Origin of the sequence: Acanthopleuribacter pedis (genome assembly GCF_017377855.1) — a bacterium.
Taxonomy (GTDB): domain Bacteria; phylum Acidobacteriota; class Holophagae; order Acanthopleuribacterales; family Acanthopleuribacteraceae; genus Acanthopleuribacter; species Acanthopleuribacter pedis.
The window spans coordinates 132,721-149,086 of record NZ_JAFREP010000005.1 but is presented as its reverse complement, the minus strand read 5'-3'; the positions used below and the strand labels follow the sequence as shown (position 1 = coordinate 149,086).

Sequence of the window (16,366 nt, the reverse complement as noted above, 5' to 3'; positions counted from 1 at the left end):
CCGCTTCGTATGGGTTCGCCTTGATCGATGAGCAACATCCGGGCACACAACTAAAAAACGCGAATCCGAAGATTCGCGTTTTTTTTTTCGCGGCGGTGAGGGGAACCGCCCTTGAGGTCGCGTGACCGTCGTAGGAACGACTAATAAGATGATGGTGGGTTATTTTTTACCAGAAACTTCGTGCTCGCGTTGCGATGAAACAGCCAGCACCTTTTCCAACTTGGGGTTGGTGGCAACCACCTGACCGAGAATTTGATGGCGGTACCCCAAAAGGTCGGCCTCACTTCGAATCAGAGAGCATTCACTTTCTGCTAAACCTTTTGCTTTACACATATTACTTCCTGCCTGCATGTTCAACCTCTTAAGACATGGAACCCCTATCACAAGGTAGATGCTAAATTGGTTAAGAAGGAAAGGACGCGTTAAGTTTATCAAGGATAACCAAAATACGGGTAGTATTTCTTGCCCACGCCGCATTTTTTACAGAGCAGTATTATGACCCGTGTGCCGCGCTTCGTCAACAACCTAAAAGGCGCTTTTGACGCAAAAGCACCCCTTAGCCCTACTCGTATTTTTTCCGTCACCCTCAACTACTTTACAACCTTCCTTGGATTGTATAGTTTACTCGAAATATCATCACCTAACAGTGAGTCATGTTTCTCAATTCAAATCATTTACCTCAAGCGAGCATATTTCCTCGCGCAACTTACAAGCGGCAACGCACGCCGGCTTCCTTGGACGCATTCCGCACCAACGGCGTGATCCGTCGCCAAAGGGGGTCAATTTAAATGACGCGCCATTTATCTGCTACCCTGACGCGCTCTTTTGTGCCGCACCGCACCAAAGCGGCCCGCTAAAGCAAAAGTGCGAGCATCCCCCTATTCCGATACATTTTTGACAAAAAAAGTTGAGCCGGCTCACATTTTCAGCAACAAGGTTATCCAATGCGATGCCGCTCGCACCCTATGATTCGCGGGCCGTTGTAACCTTCACCCCGACCGGCGCCGTCTTTCTCACATGGGTATTGGCGAACTTTGACGCGTGTCGCACGCCGCATGCGCTATGGTTTGACCACCAGGTGGCGATTCATGGTGATGCAATCGCGCACGTTTTGGCGCAGGACGCGCCATGGGCTGAAGCGAAATGTGTTGGGAAAGAACAGGCGTCCTTGCAACGTGCAGCGCGCATTTTTCCTGCATGCTTGAGCCCGGCAGGTTGCGCGCGTGCACCGCTAAGAATCGCGCGCTTCAGGCTTCGCGCGCGGTGAAACCTCCGCGCCGAAACGAGGCTGCCCCCCATGTCGCGGGCGAGCTACCACGATTTTTGGAATTTCCCGCATGTTTTCTTTCCCCAAGCGCAGGTCCTTTCCCCTCGTCCTACAACGCGACCTATCCGAATGTGGTTCGGCCTGTCTGGCCATGATCTTTAAATACCACGGCCTCAAAAACATCCAGCAGCCGCTTCGCGAGATGACCGCTGTCGGCCGCTCCGGCACCACCATGTACCACATGAGCGAGGTTGCCGAACGCTTCGGCTTCGAAGTCGACGGCTACCACCTCACCGAGTTCGCGATGCTGGGCGAAATACCCCTTCCCTGTATCGCCCACTACGAAAGCAACCATTTCGTGGTTATCTACCGCGTCGGCCCCGACAAAATCAGCATCGCCGACCCGGCCTACGGCAAAACCACGCTCACCAAAAAAGAGTATTACCAAAAATGCAACGGCGTCGTGCTGACCATGACCCCGCGCACCGACCTCTTCGAAGACGCGGATGTCCAGGAAATCCTGCGCCGTACCGAACGCCGCACCCGCGGCGTCTTCCGCCACTTTTACTGGCAAACCCTCAAACCCTTTCGCCGCGTCGCCCTCGCCGTGCTGGTCACCAGTTGCATTTTGCAATTGCTCAGCCTGCTGCTGCCCTTCTTTACCCAAACCATCTTGGACCAAGTCCTGGTCCACCAAAACCGCAAACTGCTGTTTGCCATTCTGGCAGGTCTTTTTGCGGTGTTTTCGCTCCAGGTTGGGCTCAGTTACTTCCAAAACCTGCTGCTGGCTCAGTTTAAGGTCCAGTTCGAATTGGATTTCTTCAGCAAATTTTTCTACCACCTCATTCGCCTGCGCACCGCCTACTTCGACGCCCACAAGCGCGAGGACTTCATCAACCGCTTCCACGAAAACCTCAAGATCCGCGGTCTGTTTTCGCAATCGGTCTTACAATCCCTTGTCAACTTCGTGTTTTCGGTTAATTTCCTGATTGCGATGTTCCTGTACAACGCCACGCTTGCCGCCATCTCGCTGGTGTTTATCGTGTTTTACCTCGCGATCACCCTGGTTTACACGCCGATACTGCGCCGCCTCGAGGAAAAAATCTTCCACGAGAACCTCAAAAGTATGGGGGGATTTCTCGATACCTTGCTCGGTATCCAAACCGTTAAGTTGATGGCGCTCGAGCGGATTAAGTTTTGGAAATGGCGCAACCAATACCGCCGCACCCTCAACAAGGTACTCCAAAGCGAACGCACCTACCTCAACATGAACACCTTTCTCAACAGTATTTACCTCACCGGGCGGCTGACGGTTTATTGGTATGGAGCCTACCTCACCTTCGGTGGCCACATGACCATTGGCCAGTACATCGCCTTTATCACCATTTTCGGCATGATTATGGCCTCGCTCGACAGCGTTTCCAACCTGTGGTTCCTCGTGACCGAAACCTCGATCACCTTCGACAAACTCAACGACGTCTTAATCCAAGAACCCGAGCATGCCGACCTTCTCCAACAACAAACCCACCTACCCAGCCCCACCATCAAGCTGGAAAACGTGTCTTTTCGTTACGGGGCCGACGACGAGCGCGACGTCCTCAAGAACATCAACCTCGAGGTCAAGTACGGCGAACGCATCGGGATTGTCGGCCGCAACGGCTCGGGCAAATCCACCCTGCTCAAGTTGCTGGTTAAGCTGTATACCGATTACCAGGGCACCATTCTCTTTAATCAGTATGAAATGCGCGACATCCACCCTGGCAGCTTGCGCCGCGCGGTCTGCATGATCCCCCAGGAACAACACTTCTTCAGCGGCACCATTAAAGAGAACATTCTCTACGGCAATCCCGACGCCGACATGGACGCGGTGATTGAAGCGGCCAAACTCGCCGATCTCCACGACTACGTTTCCAAACTCTACCTGGGTTACAACCACATGATTGGCGAGTCCGGCTCCAACCTTTCCGGCGGGCAACGTCTCAAAATTGGTTTCGCGCGCTTGTTCCTGCAGGACCCCGAGGTGATTTTCCTCGACGAGGCCAGCAGCTTCCTGGACGTGGAAACCGAGGCCAAAATTATGGCCAACCTTTACCGACGTTTCCGCGACCGCACCATCATCACCATCGCACACCGTCTGCACACGCTGCGCGCCCTCGACCGCATTTTGGTCATCGACCAGGGCGAAATCATCGAGCAAGGCGACCACCAAGCTTTGCTGAATGAACGCGGCCTGTACTACACCTTCATCAAAACCTATGTTGACTTCTAAAAAGGCGCGATAAGGACCCCCTCATGAGCGAACCAGAACCAGACAACCCGGATCGCGTGGAGGACGCGACGGCGTCCCAACCCGAAACCGACAGCCTCGCCCCACACCAGTACGAAAGTCTCTACGAGGAAGAAGACGAACCGCTGCTCGATTTGCGCCGCAACCTGCAAGGGCGCCTGCCCTGGATCGCGCTGTTCTACCTGATGCTGATTGTCGCCGCCGGCTTTTGGGTCGATATTCCACGGGAGCTGCGCACCTCGTTCGTCCTGCGCAGCCAGGAATCGGAAACCGTGTTTCGCTTCCCCGAGGACGTGTACATGGAGGCCTGTTTCGTCAAAGCCGGCCAGGAGATCGCCGGCGGGCATAAAATGATGCGGATTACCTCGCCGGGAATCGCCGCGTTGATCGCCGCCCATCATCGCGCCAAACGAGAACTGACCCGATTCGAGGAACACGAACAACATGCCTTCGACCTGCAAATTCGCGCGGTCCAAAACGAAATCGACCGGCTCAGCAACCAGCAACAGGGCTTGCATCTGGAACAGCAACTGGTCGACCGCACCCAAGCGGCGGAAATCGATCAAGCGGACCGACGGCGCGCCCTAGCCGAAAGGGTCGCCGAAACCCGACGGCGTCTTGCCGAAGTTGCCCTTGTTTCGGAAGAAGACCAACAGCGTGCGCAAACCGAGGCGGCCTTAGAAGCCATAACCGGGCAAAAACTAACCGATACCCGCCAAACCCAAGGCCGCCTGGATCAGGTAGCCCAAAACGCCATCATTCTGGCCCTGGAGCAACAGCGAACCAAAAAGGCCCTGTTGCAACAACAACGCACGCTGCGACTTCGAGAACTGCAAGATCAATGGGCCGACGCGGTCGAAGCAATCAAGCTCCAATACGGCGACACCCTCATCGACGGCAACAGCCTGATCCTGCGCGCACCGTTCCCTTCAACCATAAGTTATGTGTTCCAAGGACCGCGTCATATCAGCAAGGATGCGGTCGCATTAAAGTTGCTAAATAATGCTGCACAGCTCGAGGGTTATGCTAAGATTTCCGCGGCCGAAATAGGGCATGCCCGGCCTGGCATGGACCTAATTATGAAAATTGATACGTACCCGCATTATCGCTGGGGATTTGTCAAAGGCCGTATACGTTATCTCAGCCTCGCGCCCGATGAAACCGGGGCTTTTCCTTTCGAAATTAGCCTAACCGATACAGGCCGACTGCGTGGATTGTTACAGATCGGCATGACCGGAGAATGCGTTATCCAAGTGGAGAACCGCAACTTCTGGGCCTTCCTCCTTGAAGGCATTACCCGTACAACCGACCGAGTGGTCAACCCGGAGGACCTTGAATAAAGGAAACCATCCATCGGACAGCCTGATTTCCCACAAAAGTGTGAGACCTCCCACACGCCACCCGCCAACTCCAAGATCAGCTCGCCGAAAAAAGGCAAGCTGGATCACAAGCTTGAACATCGAGCAAACAAAAAACAGATAACTCCCCATCCGGCAGTGATACCCTGTCATGACAACGCCTGACGGCTCGCTAAATAGCCGCAGCGCGTCAAGACCAAACCTGCCCTGAATCCTAATTTTATTCTCAATTTCACAGATGCACCGAAAGCAAAAAAGGTGATATCTTACATCAACCTAAGAATATCATTGAAAAGCTTTTTTACCTGGTGCATAATACGGCCGTCCTGAAGCGGCTGATTTGCCGCACTCCAGCGAACTTCCTACCGCAAAAGAGCGGCTGAAGATTCGTACCCGGCGGACGACTTTGTCGGATCCAAGCGTTTCTATTCTGTTCTTAGCAAATTGATCACGGCTCTAAGTGACTCATCCACGTTAGCTTAGCGACTTTTCGCAAAGAACAAACGATACGCGTTGTATCTGAGTGATAACACTTGGTATTTAAGCGATTAGATTGCCGCACCTAGGCGACTCGCTCGCCGCACCTAGGCGACTTGTTCGCCACATTTCGGCAAAACCATCGACCGACTGTCGCCTCGCATTCTTTCATTCATCATTGAATCGACACTGATAAGGAGAACACACTATGCCTTCCCAACTGACCGCACCCGTTGCACCTAAGCCCCTCAAACTGTCTAAAAACGATCTGCGCTTTATCGCCGGCGGTAACACAACCAACACCCCCACCGGCAACGCATCCACTTCCTCCGGGACCACCACCGGTGACAATTTCACGGACGACCAACCCCGTAAAAAGAAATGGAAAACGACCTAAACGTCGTTCCCACCGGTTCCCTCATGCCAATCCCGGCACACACGACTTCATTTGGTGAGGCATCCCTCACATAACAGCGCGCCTCAGGCGTCGGCGTTTCACCATCATTTATCGGTGACGTGCGACCCCACCCGCGGAGAAAACCACCTGCCGGCGAATTACGGTTTTCTCCCGCGCGCTTCGTGTCGTGCCGGTTCATTTACCCGGGGTTCCCAGCCCGGCCCCTTTCACCGACCCGGCCCGCGCCGCCCCCACCACCTTGTTGCCAAGGCTGTTGATGCGTTAAGGTGGATGTGATCAACCATCCCGTCCGCCACCGGCGCACAAAAATCACCACACCAAGGGGGTCGTCTTGACGGAGAACCTTTTGTGGGACGAGTTCCCCGCGTTGTACCGCAAGCTGTTGCCCACTTGGTTCGGGCAAAGTTACGAACCCGAAGCCCTGGCCACCTGTCGCGATTGTGCCATGTGCCGACCCAACCCTGGGCGCCACAAAATCGCCACCTACCAGCCCCACCTTAAGTGCTGCACCTTTTATCCCGATCTTCCCAATTACTTGGTCGGCGCTTTGCTCAGCGACACGGACCCCGCCACGGCCGAGGGACAAAAGCGTGTACGCAACCTGATCCAACAACGCTCCGGGGTGAGCCCCTACGGTGTCAACGCCCCCCTGCTTCGCGAATTACTCTATGCCCACGCCGGCGGTGACGCCTTCGGCAACAGTGAAACCTTGCTTTGCCCCTACTTCCACCGCGAAAACCACAACTGCTCCATCTGGCGATACCGCAACGCCGTTTGTTCCACCTTTTTCTGCAAGTACAACGACGGTCGTGCCGGCGAGGCTTTTTGGCAAAGCGTGAAAGAATACCTCGGTTTCGTCCAAGGGCTGCTGAGCGAGGTCGCCCTCGAACGCCTCAACTTTCCGAGCAACGCGTTGCCGGCCAACCCGATGAAACGCTTAGTCGGTCGCAACACCCGCCTGAGCGCGGCCGATCTCGACGGCCGCGTCGACGACGCGACCTGGTACAAACTTTGGGGCGATTACGCCGGCCGTGAAGACGCTTTTTTCATCGCCTGCTACCGCGAAATCAGCCAATTAACCCCCGACGATCTCGCCACCTTGGGCGGTTTTGAGGAACGCCGTCACGCCGCCAAGGTCCAAGCCGCCAAACGCGCCGTTGATTACCCACAACTGCCCCCGGTACTACACCGCAATCCCTCCGTACGCATTCATGAAGAGCGCGAACAGCACATCGTGGTCGAAGGTTTTAACGGTTTGACCGAGATGCCGATATTGCTGTGGCGTTTCATTCAAACCTGTTCTGGTGAGGAAACCGAACAAACCATCGCCGCCTTCGAGACCAAACACGGCTTGGAAATCGAAGAGGACCTCATTATTAATATGGTCCAAAACCGTTTTTTACTCGCCGAGGAAGAACTGGCGGGATAAGTCGCATTGAACCGGGGTCCGGTGATTTATCAGTCACCCTTTTTAGAATAAAAAGATTCAAAATCACCACATTTCGTCCACATCTCCATCATTTCTCCATGTTGTGACCTTAATTTAGCGTCAACACCAATGTTTCGGTATCGCTTGATTGACCGACCCATTGATGTACCTGTCCTAACGACCCCTATCTCCCAAGCAAGATTTCACCTTCTTCGCCGCCAACGCACCCCGCGTTGTCTCTTTGACCTTTCGGCGCTCGTGAAATGCATCGCTTGAGAACTGAAACGCGACCTTGGTTGCAACCGTAGCGCCACTCCTTCGCCCCCGGCGAAACAGGAACAGGCATCTCGGTTGGACACCGCTTCCAACGCCCCTTTTGACACGGGGTCGACGGAATCGAACAACGCGTTTCGTTTCATTTGGAAACCACCGCACGTCGCGGCAGGGCCAAACTGTGCCCAAACCACGGCAACACCGTCCACGAGGAGAACCCCTATGTCCACGCAATCCTGGCTTCACCAACTCTCAACCGACATCGGAACCTTCACGTTTCAACGCAACCAAAACGGTGTCTGCGCTTTTGATATCGAAGACACCACCATCGTGCTGGAAACACCCGAATCTGAAAACGCAATCATTCTATACGCGCCTTTGACACCCCTCACCGAAATCGCTGACGACGCCGCCTACCGCCGCATCCTTGCGCTCAATTTCCTGTGTCGCGACACCGCCGGCGCCACCCTCGCCGTCAATGAACGCGCCGCCACCGTTTGTTTGTGCGCGCACCAAAACCCAGACCTGTTGGATTACCCCGCTTTCAAAGCCTGGATCATCCAATTCGTCGACACCGCGGTCTGGCTCCAAAAAGAAATCCCGGCACGCATCAAGGAAGCCACGCCAAACCAACCACCTACACCGGAACCCACCCTCCACCAACACGCAACTTTCGCCTAACCCGCCATTCGCTCACGTACAACCCCAAAAAAAGCAAAAGGAGATCGCTTATGTCTTGGTTACCCAACATCTTTGGAAAAACACAAACCAACCCCACCCAAACTCCGCAAAAAATCGAGGCGCCCGAATCCTCATCCCTCGGCAAATCCAAACCCAGCACCTTTGACAGCGAACCACCCAGCTTCCAAACCGGCCCGTCACAACCCAAAACACCCAAAAGCCATCCCTTCAGTTTCATGTTCTCCAAAAACCAGAACCCTCACACCTACACGGTCAAAACCGAGTTGGGTTCGGTTGAGGATTACCCACCCAACAAGGTGCAGGAAAAACTGCCGCACCACATGACGCCGATGCAAGATGTCTCCAAACCGGTTCACGACGGCGATACAACCACCATTCCGATGCTGGGCACCGTGAAACACCTCGTTCACGACGACGGTTCCATCACCAACCAAACCACGCCGGACCACCTGCTCCACGACGGCATGGTCAATCGCTCGGTTACCCAGGAAAACGGCAAAACCGTGGTGGTCACCCACGGTTCCGGCACCGGCCCGCTGCCGCGCACCAACAACTTTTTCGCGAACAGCCTGTGGGGCGGGGTCGACCAAGGTCTGAAACAAGATCTCGACCAATCCATGGGCAGAAAGCCGCCAACGACGGGTTTTGAACCCTGGGAGAGTTTTATTTAAACCGCGGGGGCGTCGGCCTCGCGCCTGAACCGCGTCGGTCTCTCGTCCCCGCAAGCCAACCTTGTTCACACAACCAAAAGGAGCTTCCCATGTTACAAGCTGTCCCGCTTTCCAGACCCATCGTCGGCTTAATGGAAGGATCACCGGGTGAAGCCGAACTGACCATCTTACGCCACGCCATGCATACCGAACCGCCCCCGAGCGGACACCCCGCCGCTTTGCCGATTACCATCGCCGAAAACCTGTGCGAACCAAGCGGTCACATCCTGGGTCGCTTCGCCGCCGTCTCTTTTTGGGGCTGGCTACAGGTGATTTATCACCAAACAGAAGCCGGCCCCGGACGGGCCGAAAACGAGCAACGCCTCATCGCCGCCGTCAAAGAAACGGCGCGGCGGTACGGCTGTCATGCCGTTTTGAGCCACTGCTTTACCAAAGCCGATCAGGATAAGCTAGCCAACGCGGGTTTCCACCGCGTTGGGAAGCTCGAGGGCTACCCGCGCGGATTCGCCCACCGCGTGATGGTCTGGCGAAACAAGGGCGAACCCGTTCGACCCGGACCAACCACGGTTCCCGAACGCCGTTCAGAACGCAACTGGATCCCCCAGCTTTTGGATCGCACCTTGACCGCGCGCGGCTTGCCGCCACGCGAAGAACAACCGCTAAACCGGGTTATCCGCAACCGCGCCGGCCAACCCGTCGCGGGGGTGTTGGGGAGCGTCTGCTGGAACCAACTCACGTTGAACGGGCTTTGGACCCATCCCGATTACCGCGGTCGCGGCTGCGCCGGGCGCCTTTTACATAGCGTAGAAAAAGCGGCGCGACGGCACAAGCTGGACCACATCTTGTTGGACACCTTCAGTTTCCAGGCTTTGTTTTTCTACCAACGCCGCGGTTACCGCGTCTATGCCACCCTGCGCGACTTCCCCACCGGCCACGAACGCCACTACCTCGCCAAACGGTTGTGATGAACCGACACCATTTCGATTCGCCATAAGATGTTCAGACACCCCCGTCAAATTTCATTTTCCATCCCGCCAAAAATTGCCCCATGTCACTTTTTAAATATCCACAAAAGTGTACAACCTATCTATGGCGCACTTCTTCTATTAAGAGACGCGCCGCCAAAATGCTCCCGGCGTGAAAGACATCGCTTCAATGATCAGGCGCGGATTGTTCTTAGAGAAACCATCTCCCACGAACAGACAAACATGACTTCTAAATTAGGTCGCTGTTTCATGGTTTCATACTAAGACACCGTGTTGATCCCCCGTTGGCAAACAAAACGATGGTTTTTTCGCGTTAGCTCTCTACGCAAAACAGGAACCGGTCCTGTTTTGCAAACATGAGATAAAAAAGGAATTCCCCACACGCCCTTCAACCTAAGAAACGCGATAACTCGCGGTGATTTCAGCTAAACCTCTGGGCTGCAATGGCCTGCAAAAATGCTCACCGCACCCAACGGGTGCGATTCCGCTTTTTCCAAACCATTTCGCTCCAGATCTTTAGCCAAAACCCCTCACTCATATCGCGCTTCTTAGTTTCAAAACAACGTTTTATGCTTACCTGTTTCACCCATTTCGATGCGTGATTGTTCATCGTCAGTTGTTCCCCACCTCATGTTTAATGCGGTCTAAACGCGCAAAGTCTTTGGTTGGCCGGCTTTCGTCATCAACAAGAGCATCCAAAAATGAATGCATCTTAATGGTTCGAATACCTAACCTAACTCAGGCTTGCAGTGTTTGATTTCCAGATGCACCATTCGTAATGGATGGCGATCATCTTATGGAAAACGTGTTGTCACGAGACGCTGAACCGCCGCCGAAACTTTACCGCGCCTCGCTTTCATGAAACACGACCAAAAACCACATCAAATGTTGCTTATTCAAAAGCAATCCTTTCACCTAAGAAGCGCGATAACTCGCGGTGATTTTGGCTAAACTTCTGGACTGCAACGGTCTGTGAAAATGCTCACCGCACCCAATGGGTGCGCTTCCGCTTTTCCCAAACCATTTCGCTCCAGATTTTTAGCCAAAATCCCTCGCTCTTATCGCGCTTCTTAGGTTTCATCGTGTGTGCTTGTACCCGATGCTGTTTTTGGCTTGCACAAACGTTGTTCCCTGAAATCGCCTGATTCATTTAGGAGTTTCACATGCGAACAGGTTTCATGATTACCGCAATATGTTTATATGGATGGATCCTCACGGCCAATTCCCCCACCGTTTCTTCACCTTCTCCACCTTCAAACAACACGCAATCGCACTTAACAAGCAACAAGACGGCTACCGGCAACGACCGGTTCACCTCACCCAACGCCGCACTTTACTCGCTGAACGACAGCCGACAACGCGGGTTTCCGGCACGCAACAATACCGGCTTCAGCGGTAACGGTCATGCCGAAACCTGGGACGGCCGTTTGTTTGTCGTCACCCGGACCGCCGGCTGGTACGCCGCCGCCTTCCGCCCGGAACGCATCGTGCGCAACAACGACGGCACCGTCAGCTTCCGCCAAGGCGCCTTCGGACGAACCATTCCGTTGGAACTAAAAACCGAGGCGCCGGACATGCAGCATAACTGGATCGCCATCGTGCCCGACCCCGCCGTTTCCAGTCAAAACCCCTATCCCTCCAACGCCGACGGTACCTTCAATTTAAACGGCAGCCACGACACCTACCGCGCGCTGGTTTACCACACCTCCTTGCGCAACAACGACAACGACCAGATGGGCATCCGCCGCGCAACCTTTATTGTCGCCGACGCGCGCACGCCCGACGCTCAGGTGATCCGCGCCGATTTCACCAGCGGCTTTCAACGGCTGCGTTTGCAAAACGGGGAAGACTTCCGCTGCATTGAACCCACCGTCACCCTCGACGGTCGTTTGATCATCGGCCAAGGTCACCCCGACAACAACGGCCGCATCGACAACCTGGTCTACGGTTGGAACCCTACCCCCGGCGCCACCGACAACTGGCGTGGCCCGTTCTCCCTCGCCAATATGCACTACGACGACCGCGACACCCTGGTCGACGGCATCCCCTTCCATGTGCGTTACCCACTCGCCGAAAACCCGATCCGCGACGCCACCGGCGCGCCTTACCGACCCCGTGAACTGATCAAAGGCGCTTACCCCTGGGTGAGCCACGACGGCTCGGAATTGTTTTACCAGGCCTCACGCGACGGCGTCAGCGCACGCCGCACCGGCACCAGCGTTGTCGGCCGTTGGACCGGCTGGATCGTGCGCCACATTGACGGCCCGATCAATCCTAATCGCCACCTTGATACCCGTTTGTTTCTGTCCTCGCCCGGTGCCTTCACCACCATGTGGACACCCTACAAGGACCTGCCCGATCTAGCAATTCCCTATTCGGTGCGCGGGCCCAGTTACCCAATCTTTGGTTCCAACTCGCGCGATTACGCCGAGGTAGGTTTCGACGACTACCTCGACGGCAACTTCGTGATGTACCTGGCCATGAACGAGCATTTGAACCGGGCCGGTAATTTTCAGGTAACCCGTTCCAACGATACCTCGGGTAATTTCAACAACGCGACCCTGGTGGGCGCGCAATTCCCATTGGAGTTCAACGGCCGGGATGAACTCCAGGGTCGCTACGGCCAAGCAATTTATTTCGACAACGGCGATTACTTGGAGATCACCCGTAATCAGGGCTGGGAGGGCCTGACCCAAACCGGTTCGGTTGATTTTTGGATCCGGCTGGAACGCGGCAGCGGCACAGTGCCTTTGTTCCAACTTGAAAACGGTATTGAGGTGTTCCTCGCCCGCGGTAATCGTTTGAGCGCGGCCCTCACCGACACGGCAGGCACCCACGTGGTTTTAACCGGCACCACGGTTCCAACCAACACCTGGTCCCACCTCGCCTTTACCTATGACCTTCCCCAAAACGACCTGCGTTTGTACCGCGACGGCGTGAACATCGCCTCACGCGCCGCGGACGGCTTGGCTGCCGTGAACATCACCGGCGCCGTGCGGGTCGGTCCCATCAACGCCGCCGCCTTGATGCGGTTGGATGAGGTCAAAGTTTCCAATGTAACACGGCAACCCCATGAAATCGCCCATTACGCCAACGTGCGTACCCACCGCGCGCCCAGCCAGACCCTGGTCAATGCGGTTCCGGCGCACCTGCAAGGTGCTTTGCGTTATGCGACCGACGTGGCCGGTTTTAGCCCGGCCGCGGCCCAGTTGGGCGAGGAGCTGTTTTCCGACGTAATCCTCTCGCAAGAACGAACCACCTCCTGCGCCACCTGCCACGATCCGAACCTGGCTTTCACGGACGGCTTACCCATCGCGGAAGGCAACGAACCCACCGACGCCGGCTCACGGAACACGCCAACCCTTCTGAACCGGTTGTTCTCCAGTTTGCAGGGTTGGAGCGGCAACGCGGGTTCACTGGAAACCCAGGCGTTGGTGCCCATCGCGGCCCCCCACGAAATGAACCTGCCCATCGCGGAGGCCGTGCAACGCCTGCGAACCGAGGGCGACTACGCGGTGCGTTTCCAGCAAGTGTTTGGCGAGGCGCCGAACGCGACCAACCTCCCCGTCGCACTGGCGAGTTTTCAGGCGTTGCAGTTCTCGGGGCCCACGCGCGTGGATGCGTTTAAGGCCGGCGACATGGGCGCATTGAGCGAGGCGGAACGACGCGGCTTGGATCTGTTCGAGGGCAAAGCGCGTTGTAGCGGTTGCCACGCGGGCGACCATTTTACCGACGAGAGCTTTCGCAACAACGGCCTGACCACAAACGATGATGTGGGCCGCGTCGAAATGACCGGCCGCGCGCGCGATGCACATTTGTTTAAGGTGCCGACCCTGCGGGCGTTGGGGCAAACCGCACCCTACATGCACGACGGGAGTTTTGAGACCTTGCGCGATGTGATGTTGGCCTACAACGACGGTGCACCCAATGTGGTGGGCCGTGATACAGACATTCGCCCGCTGGAATTGAACGATCGCGAGATCGACGACATAGTGGCCTTTTTGGGTGCGCTTTCCGTGGACGGCCTTGATGACGGTTCGGGTGGATCCGCGCCGATCGATGAGGTCGCGGTGGACAACGGCGTTCTGCTCGGCGGTATGGGATCAGCGCGACCGGGTTTTTCGCTGTACGTTTTCAACAATGATTTGGCCGTGGAAGGCAGCAGCTGTAACGGCGATTGTGCCGTCTCGTGGCCACCACTCCTTGTAACCGATATCGGTGCATCAGGCGTGGCCGGTTTGTCGACCATTCGCCGCAGCGACGGATCGCGCCAAGCAGCTTTTTTGGGTCGTCCGCTGTACTTCTTCGCGGGGGATCAAACGCCGGGGAATACAACAGGCGATGGGATCAACGAGGTTTGGTGGATCGCGGATGCGGCCGGGAATGGTGCCGATGACGGCACCGGCGCGGGTGATCCAGCGACCTCGACCAACAGCTTGCGTCCGGGTGACCGAATGGACCTCAACGATTTCCTCCAATCGAGCAACGACGTTTATCGGCTCAACTTCCAGAATGACGGCAACCTGGTGCTCCGCGATGCGGCAAGCGGCCAGGCCTTGTGGTCCACCGGAACCCACGGTCAAGGCGGCAATCGGTTTGTGATGCAGAGCGACGGCAATCTGGTGATTTATTCAAGCGCGGGTCCCGCCTTGTGGGCGAGCGGAACCAACGGAACAGGCTCGGATCGCGCGGTTTTAAACAACGACGGTTCCTTCGTCGTTTACGCCGGCGAATCAGTCGTGTGGGCCGTGAACAGTAACGATGACGGTTCCGATGATGGTTCCGATGATGGTTCCGATGATGGTTCCGATGATGGTTCCGATGATGGTTCCGATGATGGTTCCGATGATGGTTCCGATGACGGACCCAATTCAGCGAACACCCTGATCGCCGGCGGACACTTAGAACCCAACGATTTCCTCGAATCCGAAAACGGCGCCTACCGCCTTTATTTCCAAAGTGACGGTAACCTCGTCCTCCGCGACACCGTCAACCGGCAAGCCCTGTGGTCGACCAAAAGCGCGGGCCAGGGGGGCAATCGTTTCGTGATGCAGGCGGACGGTAACCTCGTCATTTACGCAACGACCGGCGCGGCAATCTGGGCAAGCGACACCAACGGAACGGGCGCGGACCGCGCCGTGCTGAACAACGACGGCTCCTTCGTTGTCTACGCCGGCATCACCGTGGTCTGGTCAGCCAACACGGCCGATGACACCGGCGGCGATGCCGGTAGGGACGATGACGCGGATGACAACGCCGGCGACGGCAACGAACCCACCACGGCGAACACCCTGGCGCTCGGCGAACTGTTAAACAGGAACGACTTCCTCGAATCCACCAACGGTGCCTATCGCCTTTATTTCCAGGGCGACGGCAACCTCGTCCTGCGTGACACCGCAACCCGCGCGGCCCTGTGGTCTTCCAGAACCGGTGGCCAAGGCGGCGAACGCCTCAGCCTGCAAAGCGACGGCAACCTGGTGTTACGCACCGCGGAAGGCACACCGATCTGGAGCAGCGGAACCCACACCAGCAACGCGGATCGCGCTGTGCTGCAAAACGACGGTGTCCTCGTTCTCTACGCCGGCAACGTTCCCGTGTGGGCAAGCAACCAAACCGAGGACACCGACGACGATCCGGCCGTGGACGACGAGCCCCCGACAAGCAATACCTTGGCGCGGGACGAACAGCTCAAGGTCAACGATTTCCTGGAATCCAACAACGGCAACTTCCGCCTCACCTTCCAAAGCGACGGCAATCTCGTCCTGCGCGAAGTCGCGACGCGGCGAGCGCTGTGGTCCTCGAAAACAGGAGGCCGCGGCGGCCAACGCCTGACCATGCAAAGCGACGGCAACCTCGTCATCCGCACTCTCAACGGCAGCGCGCTGTGGCGCAGCGGCACCAACGGAACCGGGGCGGACCGCGCCGTCCTACGCAACAGCGGTTCGTTCGGCATCTACGCGGGCAGCACCCGCCACTGGTCAGCAGGCCAAACCAACAAAACCCAAGTTAACTAGTAATAAAAACCAATAGGGGCGATTCCTTCCGAAAACCTTAGTCAACACCAGCGGCTATCACTCGGGGAGGAATCGCGCTTTTTTTTCAGGCGAGAGGAACGGCCACAGGCGCCTTACAACGCCTTACAAGGTGACCGCCTTACAAGGTGACAGGCAGGAGAAAGAAGCTGATTTTAGTAGGAGTTACAAGGTGACAGGCAGGAGAAAGGAAGCTGATTTTAGTAGGGTTGTCGTATTTTTTGCTCATTGTCGACATGAAAAAATGGTACCAACACGATTTTTCAAGGCGGGGATCCGGTCATTTTCAGTGCCTGGTTCGGACTTTGGCTTTTGTGTCAGCTTATCTGGGTTTTGACCTTATGAGTAGGCGCACCTCGGGCTCTAAAACAAGCACGTTTTAACGAAAATTCAGCGGCGCCACATCCCGTATTTGCAGGCCTGAAACGTCCAACAGACTCCAAGGTGACAGGCAGGAGAAAGAAAC

Annotated in this window: 9 protein-coding genes; 8 read left to right on the top strand and 1 reads right to left on the bottom strand. The window is 56.1% G+C overall.

The window, feature by feature from the left end; genetic code table 11:
* Positions 1 to 159: 159 nt before the first annotated feature.
* Positions 160 to 351, bottom strand: a complete 192-nt coding sequence (locus J3U88_RS07270; RefSeq protein ID WP_207857915.1) for a hypothetical protein — start codon at positions 349 to 351, stop codon at positions 160 to 162.
* A gap of 986 nt (positions 352 to 1,337) precedes the next feature.
* Here J3U88_RS07270 and J3U88_RS07265 point away from each other — a divergent pair.
* The 8 genes from J3U88_RS07265 to J3U88_RS07230 all read left to right on the top strand — a co-directional run bounded on the left by J3U88_RS07265 (position 1,338) and on the right by J3U88_RS07230 (position 15,882).
* Positions 1,338 to 3,536, top strand: coding sequence for a peptidase domain-containing ABC transporter (locus J3U88_RS07265; RefSeq protein WP_207857914.1), 2,199 nt, complete (start codon positions 1,338 to 1,340; stop codon positions 3,534 to 3,536).
* 23 nt (positions 3,537 to 3,559) lie between these two features.
* The gene (locus tag J3U88_RS07260) at positions 3,560 to 4,894 is read left to right on the top strand and encodes an HlyD family secretion protein (protein ID WP_207857912.1); all 1,335 of its coding nucleotides are present in this window, start codon (positions 3,560 to 3,562) and stop codon (positions 4,892 to 4,894) included.
* Between the two features lie 703 nt (positions 4,895 to 5,597).
* Entirely contained in the window at positions 5,598 to 5,786 is a 189-nt protein-coding gene (locus tag J3U88_RS07255) for a hypothetical protein (protein WP_207857910.1), read from the top strand.
* A gap of 352 nt (positions 5,787 to 6,138) precedes the next feature.
* On the top strand, positions 6,139 to 7,236 hold the full coding sequence (locus J3U88_RS07250; protein ID WP_207857908.1) for a hypothetical protein: 1,098 nt from the start codon (positions 6,139 to 6,141) through the stop codon (positions 7,234 to 7,236).
* A gap of 495 nt (positions 7,237 to 7,731) precedes the next feature.
* Complete coding sequence (locus J3U88_RS07245) at positions 7,732 to 8,190, top strand: type III secretion system chaperone (protein WP_207857907.1); 459 nt, start codon at positions 7,732 to 7,734, stop codon at positions 8,188 to 8,190.
* A 50-nt stretch (positions 8,191 to 8,240) separates the two neighbouring features.
* Positions 8,241 to 8,882, top strand: a complete 642-nt coding sequence (locus tag J3U88_RS07240; protein WP_207857904.1) for a hypothetical protein — start codon at positions 8,241 to 8,243, stop codon at positions 8,880 to 8,882.
* Between the two features lie 89 nt (positions 8,883 to 8,971).
* The gene (locus tag J3U88_RS07235) at positions 8,972 to 9,847 is read left to right on the top strand and encodes a GNAT family N-acetyltransferase (RefSeq protein ID WP_207857902.1); all 876 of its coding nucleotides are present in this window, start codon (positions 8,972 to 8,974) and stop codon (positions 9,845 to 9,847) included.
* Between the two features lie 1,184 nt (positions 9,848 to 11,031).
* Positions 11,032 to 15,882: a cytochrome c peroxidase gene (locus J3U88_RS07230; protein WP_207857900.1), complete on the top strand. Its 4,851-nt coding sequence runs from the start codon at positions 11,032 to 11,034 to the stop codon at positions 15,880 to 15,882.
* The last annotated feature ends 484 nt before the right edge of the window (positions 15,883 to 16,366 follow it).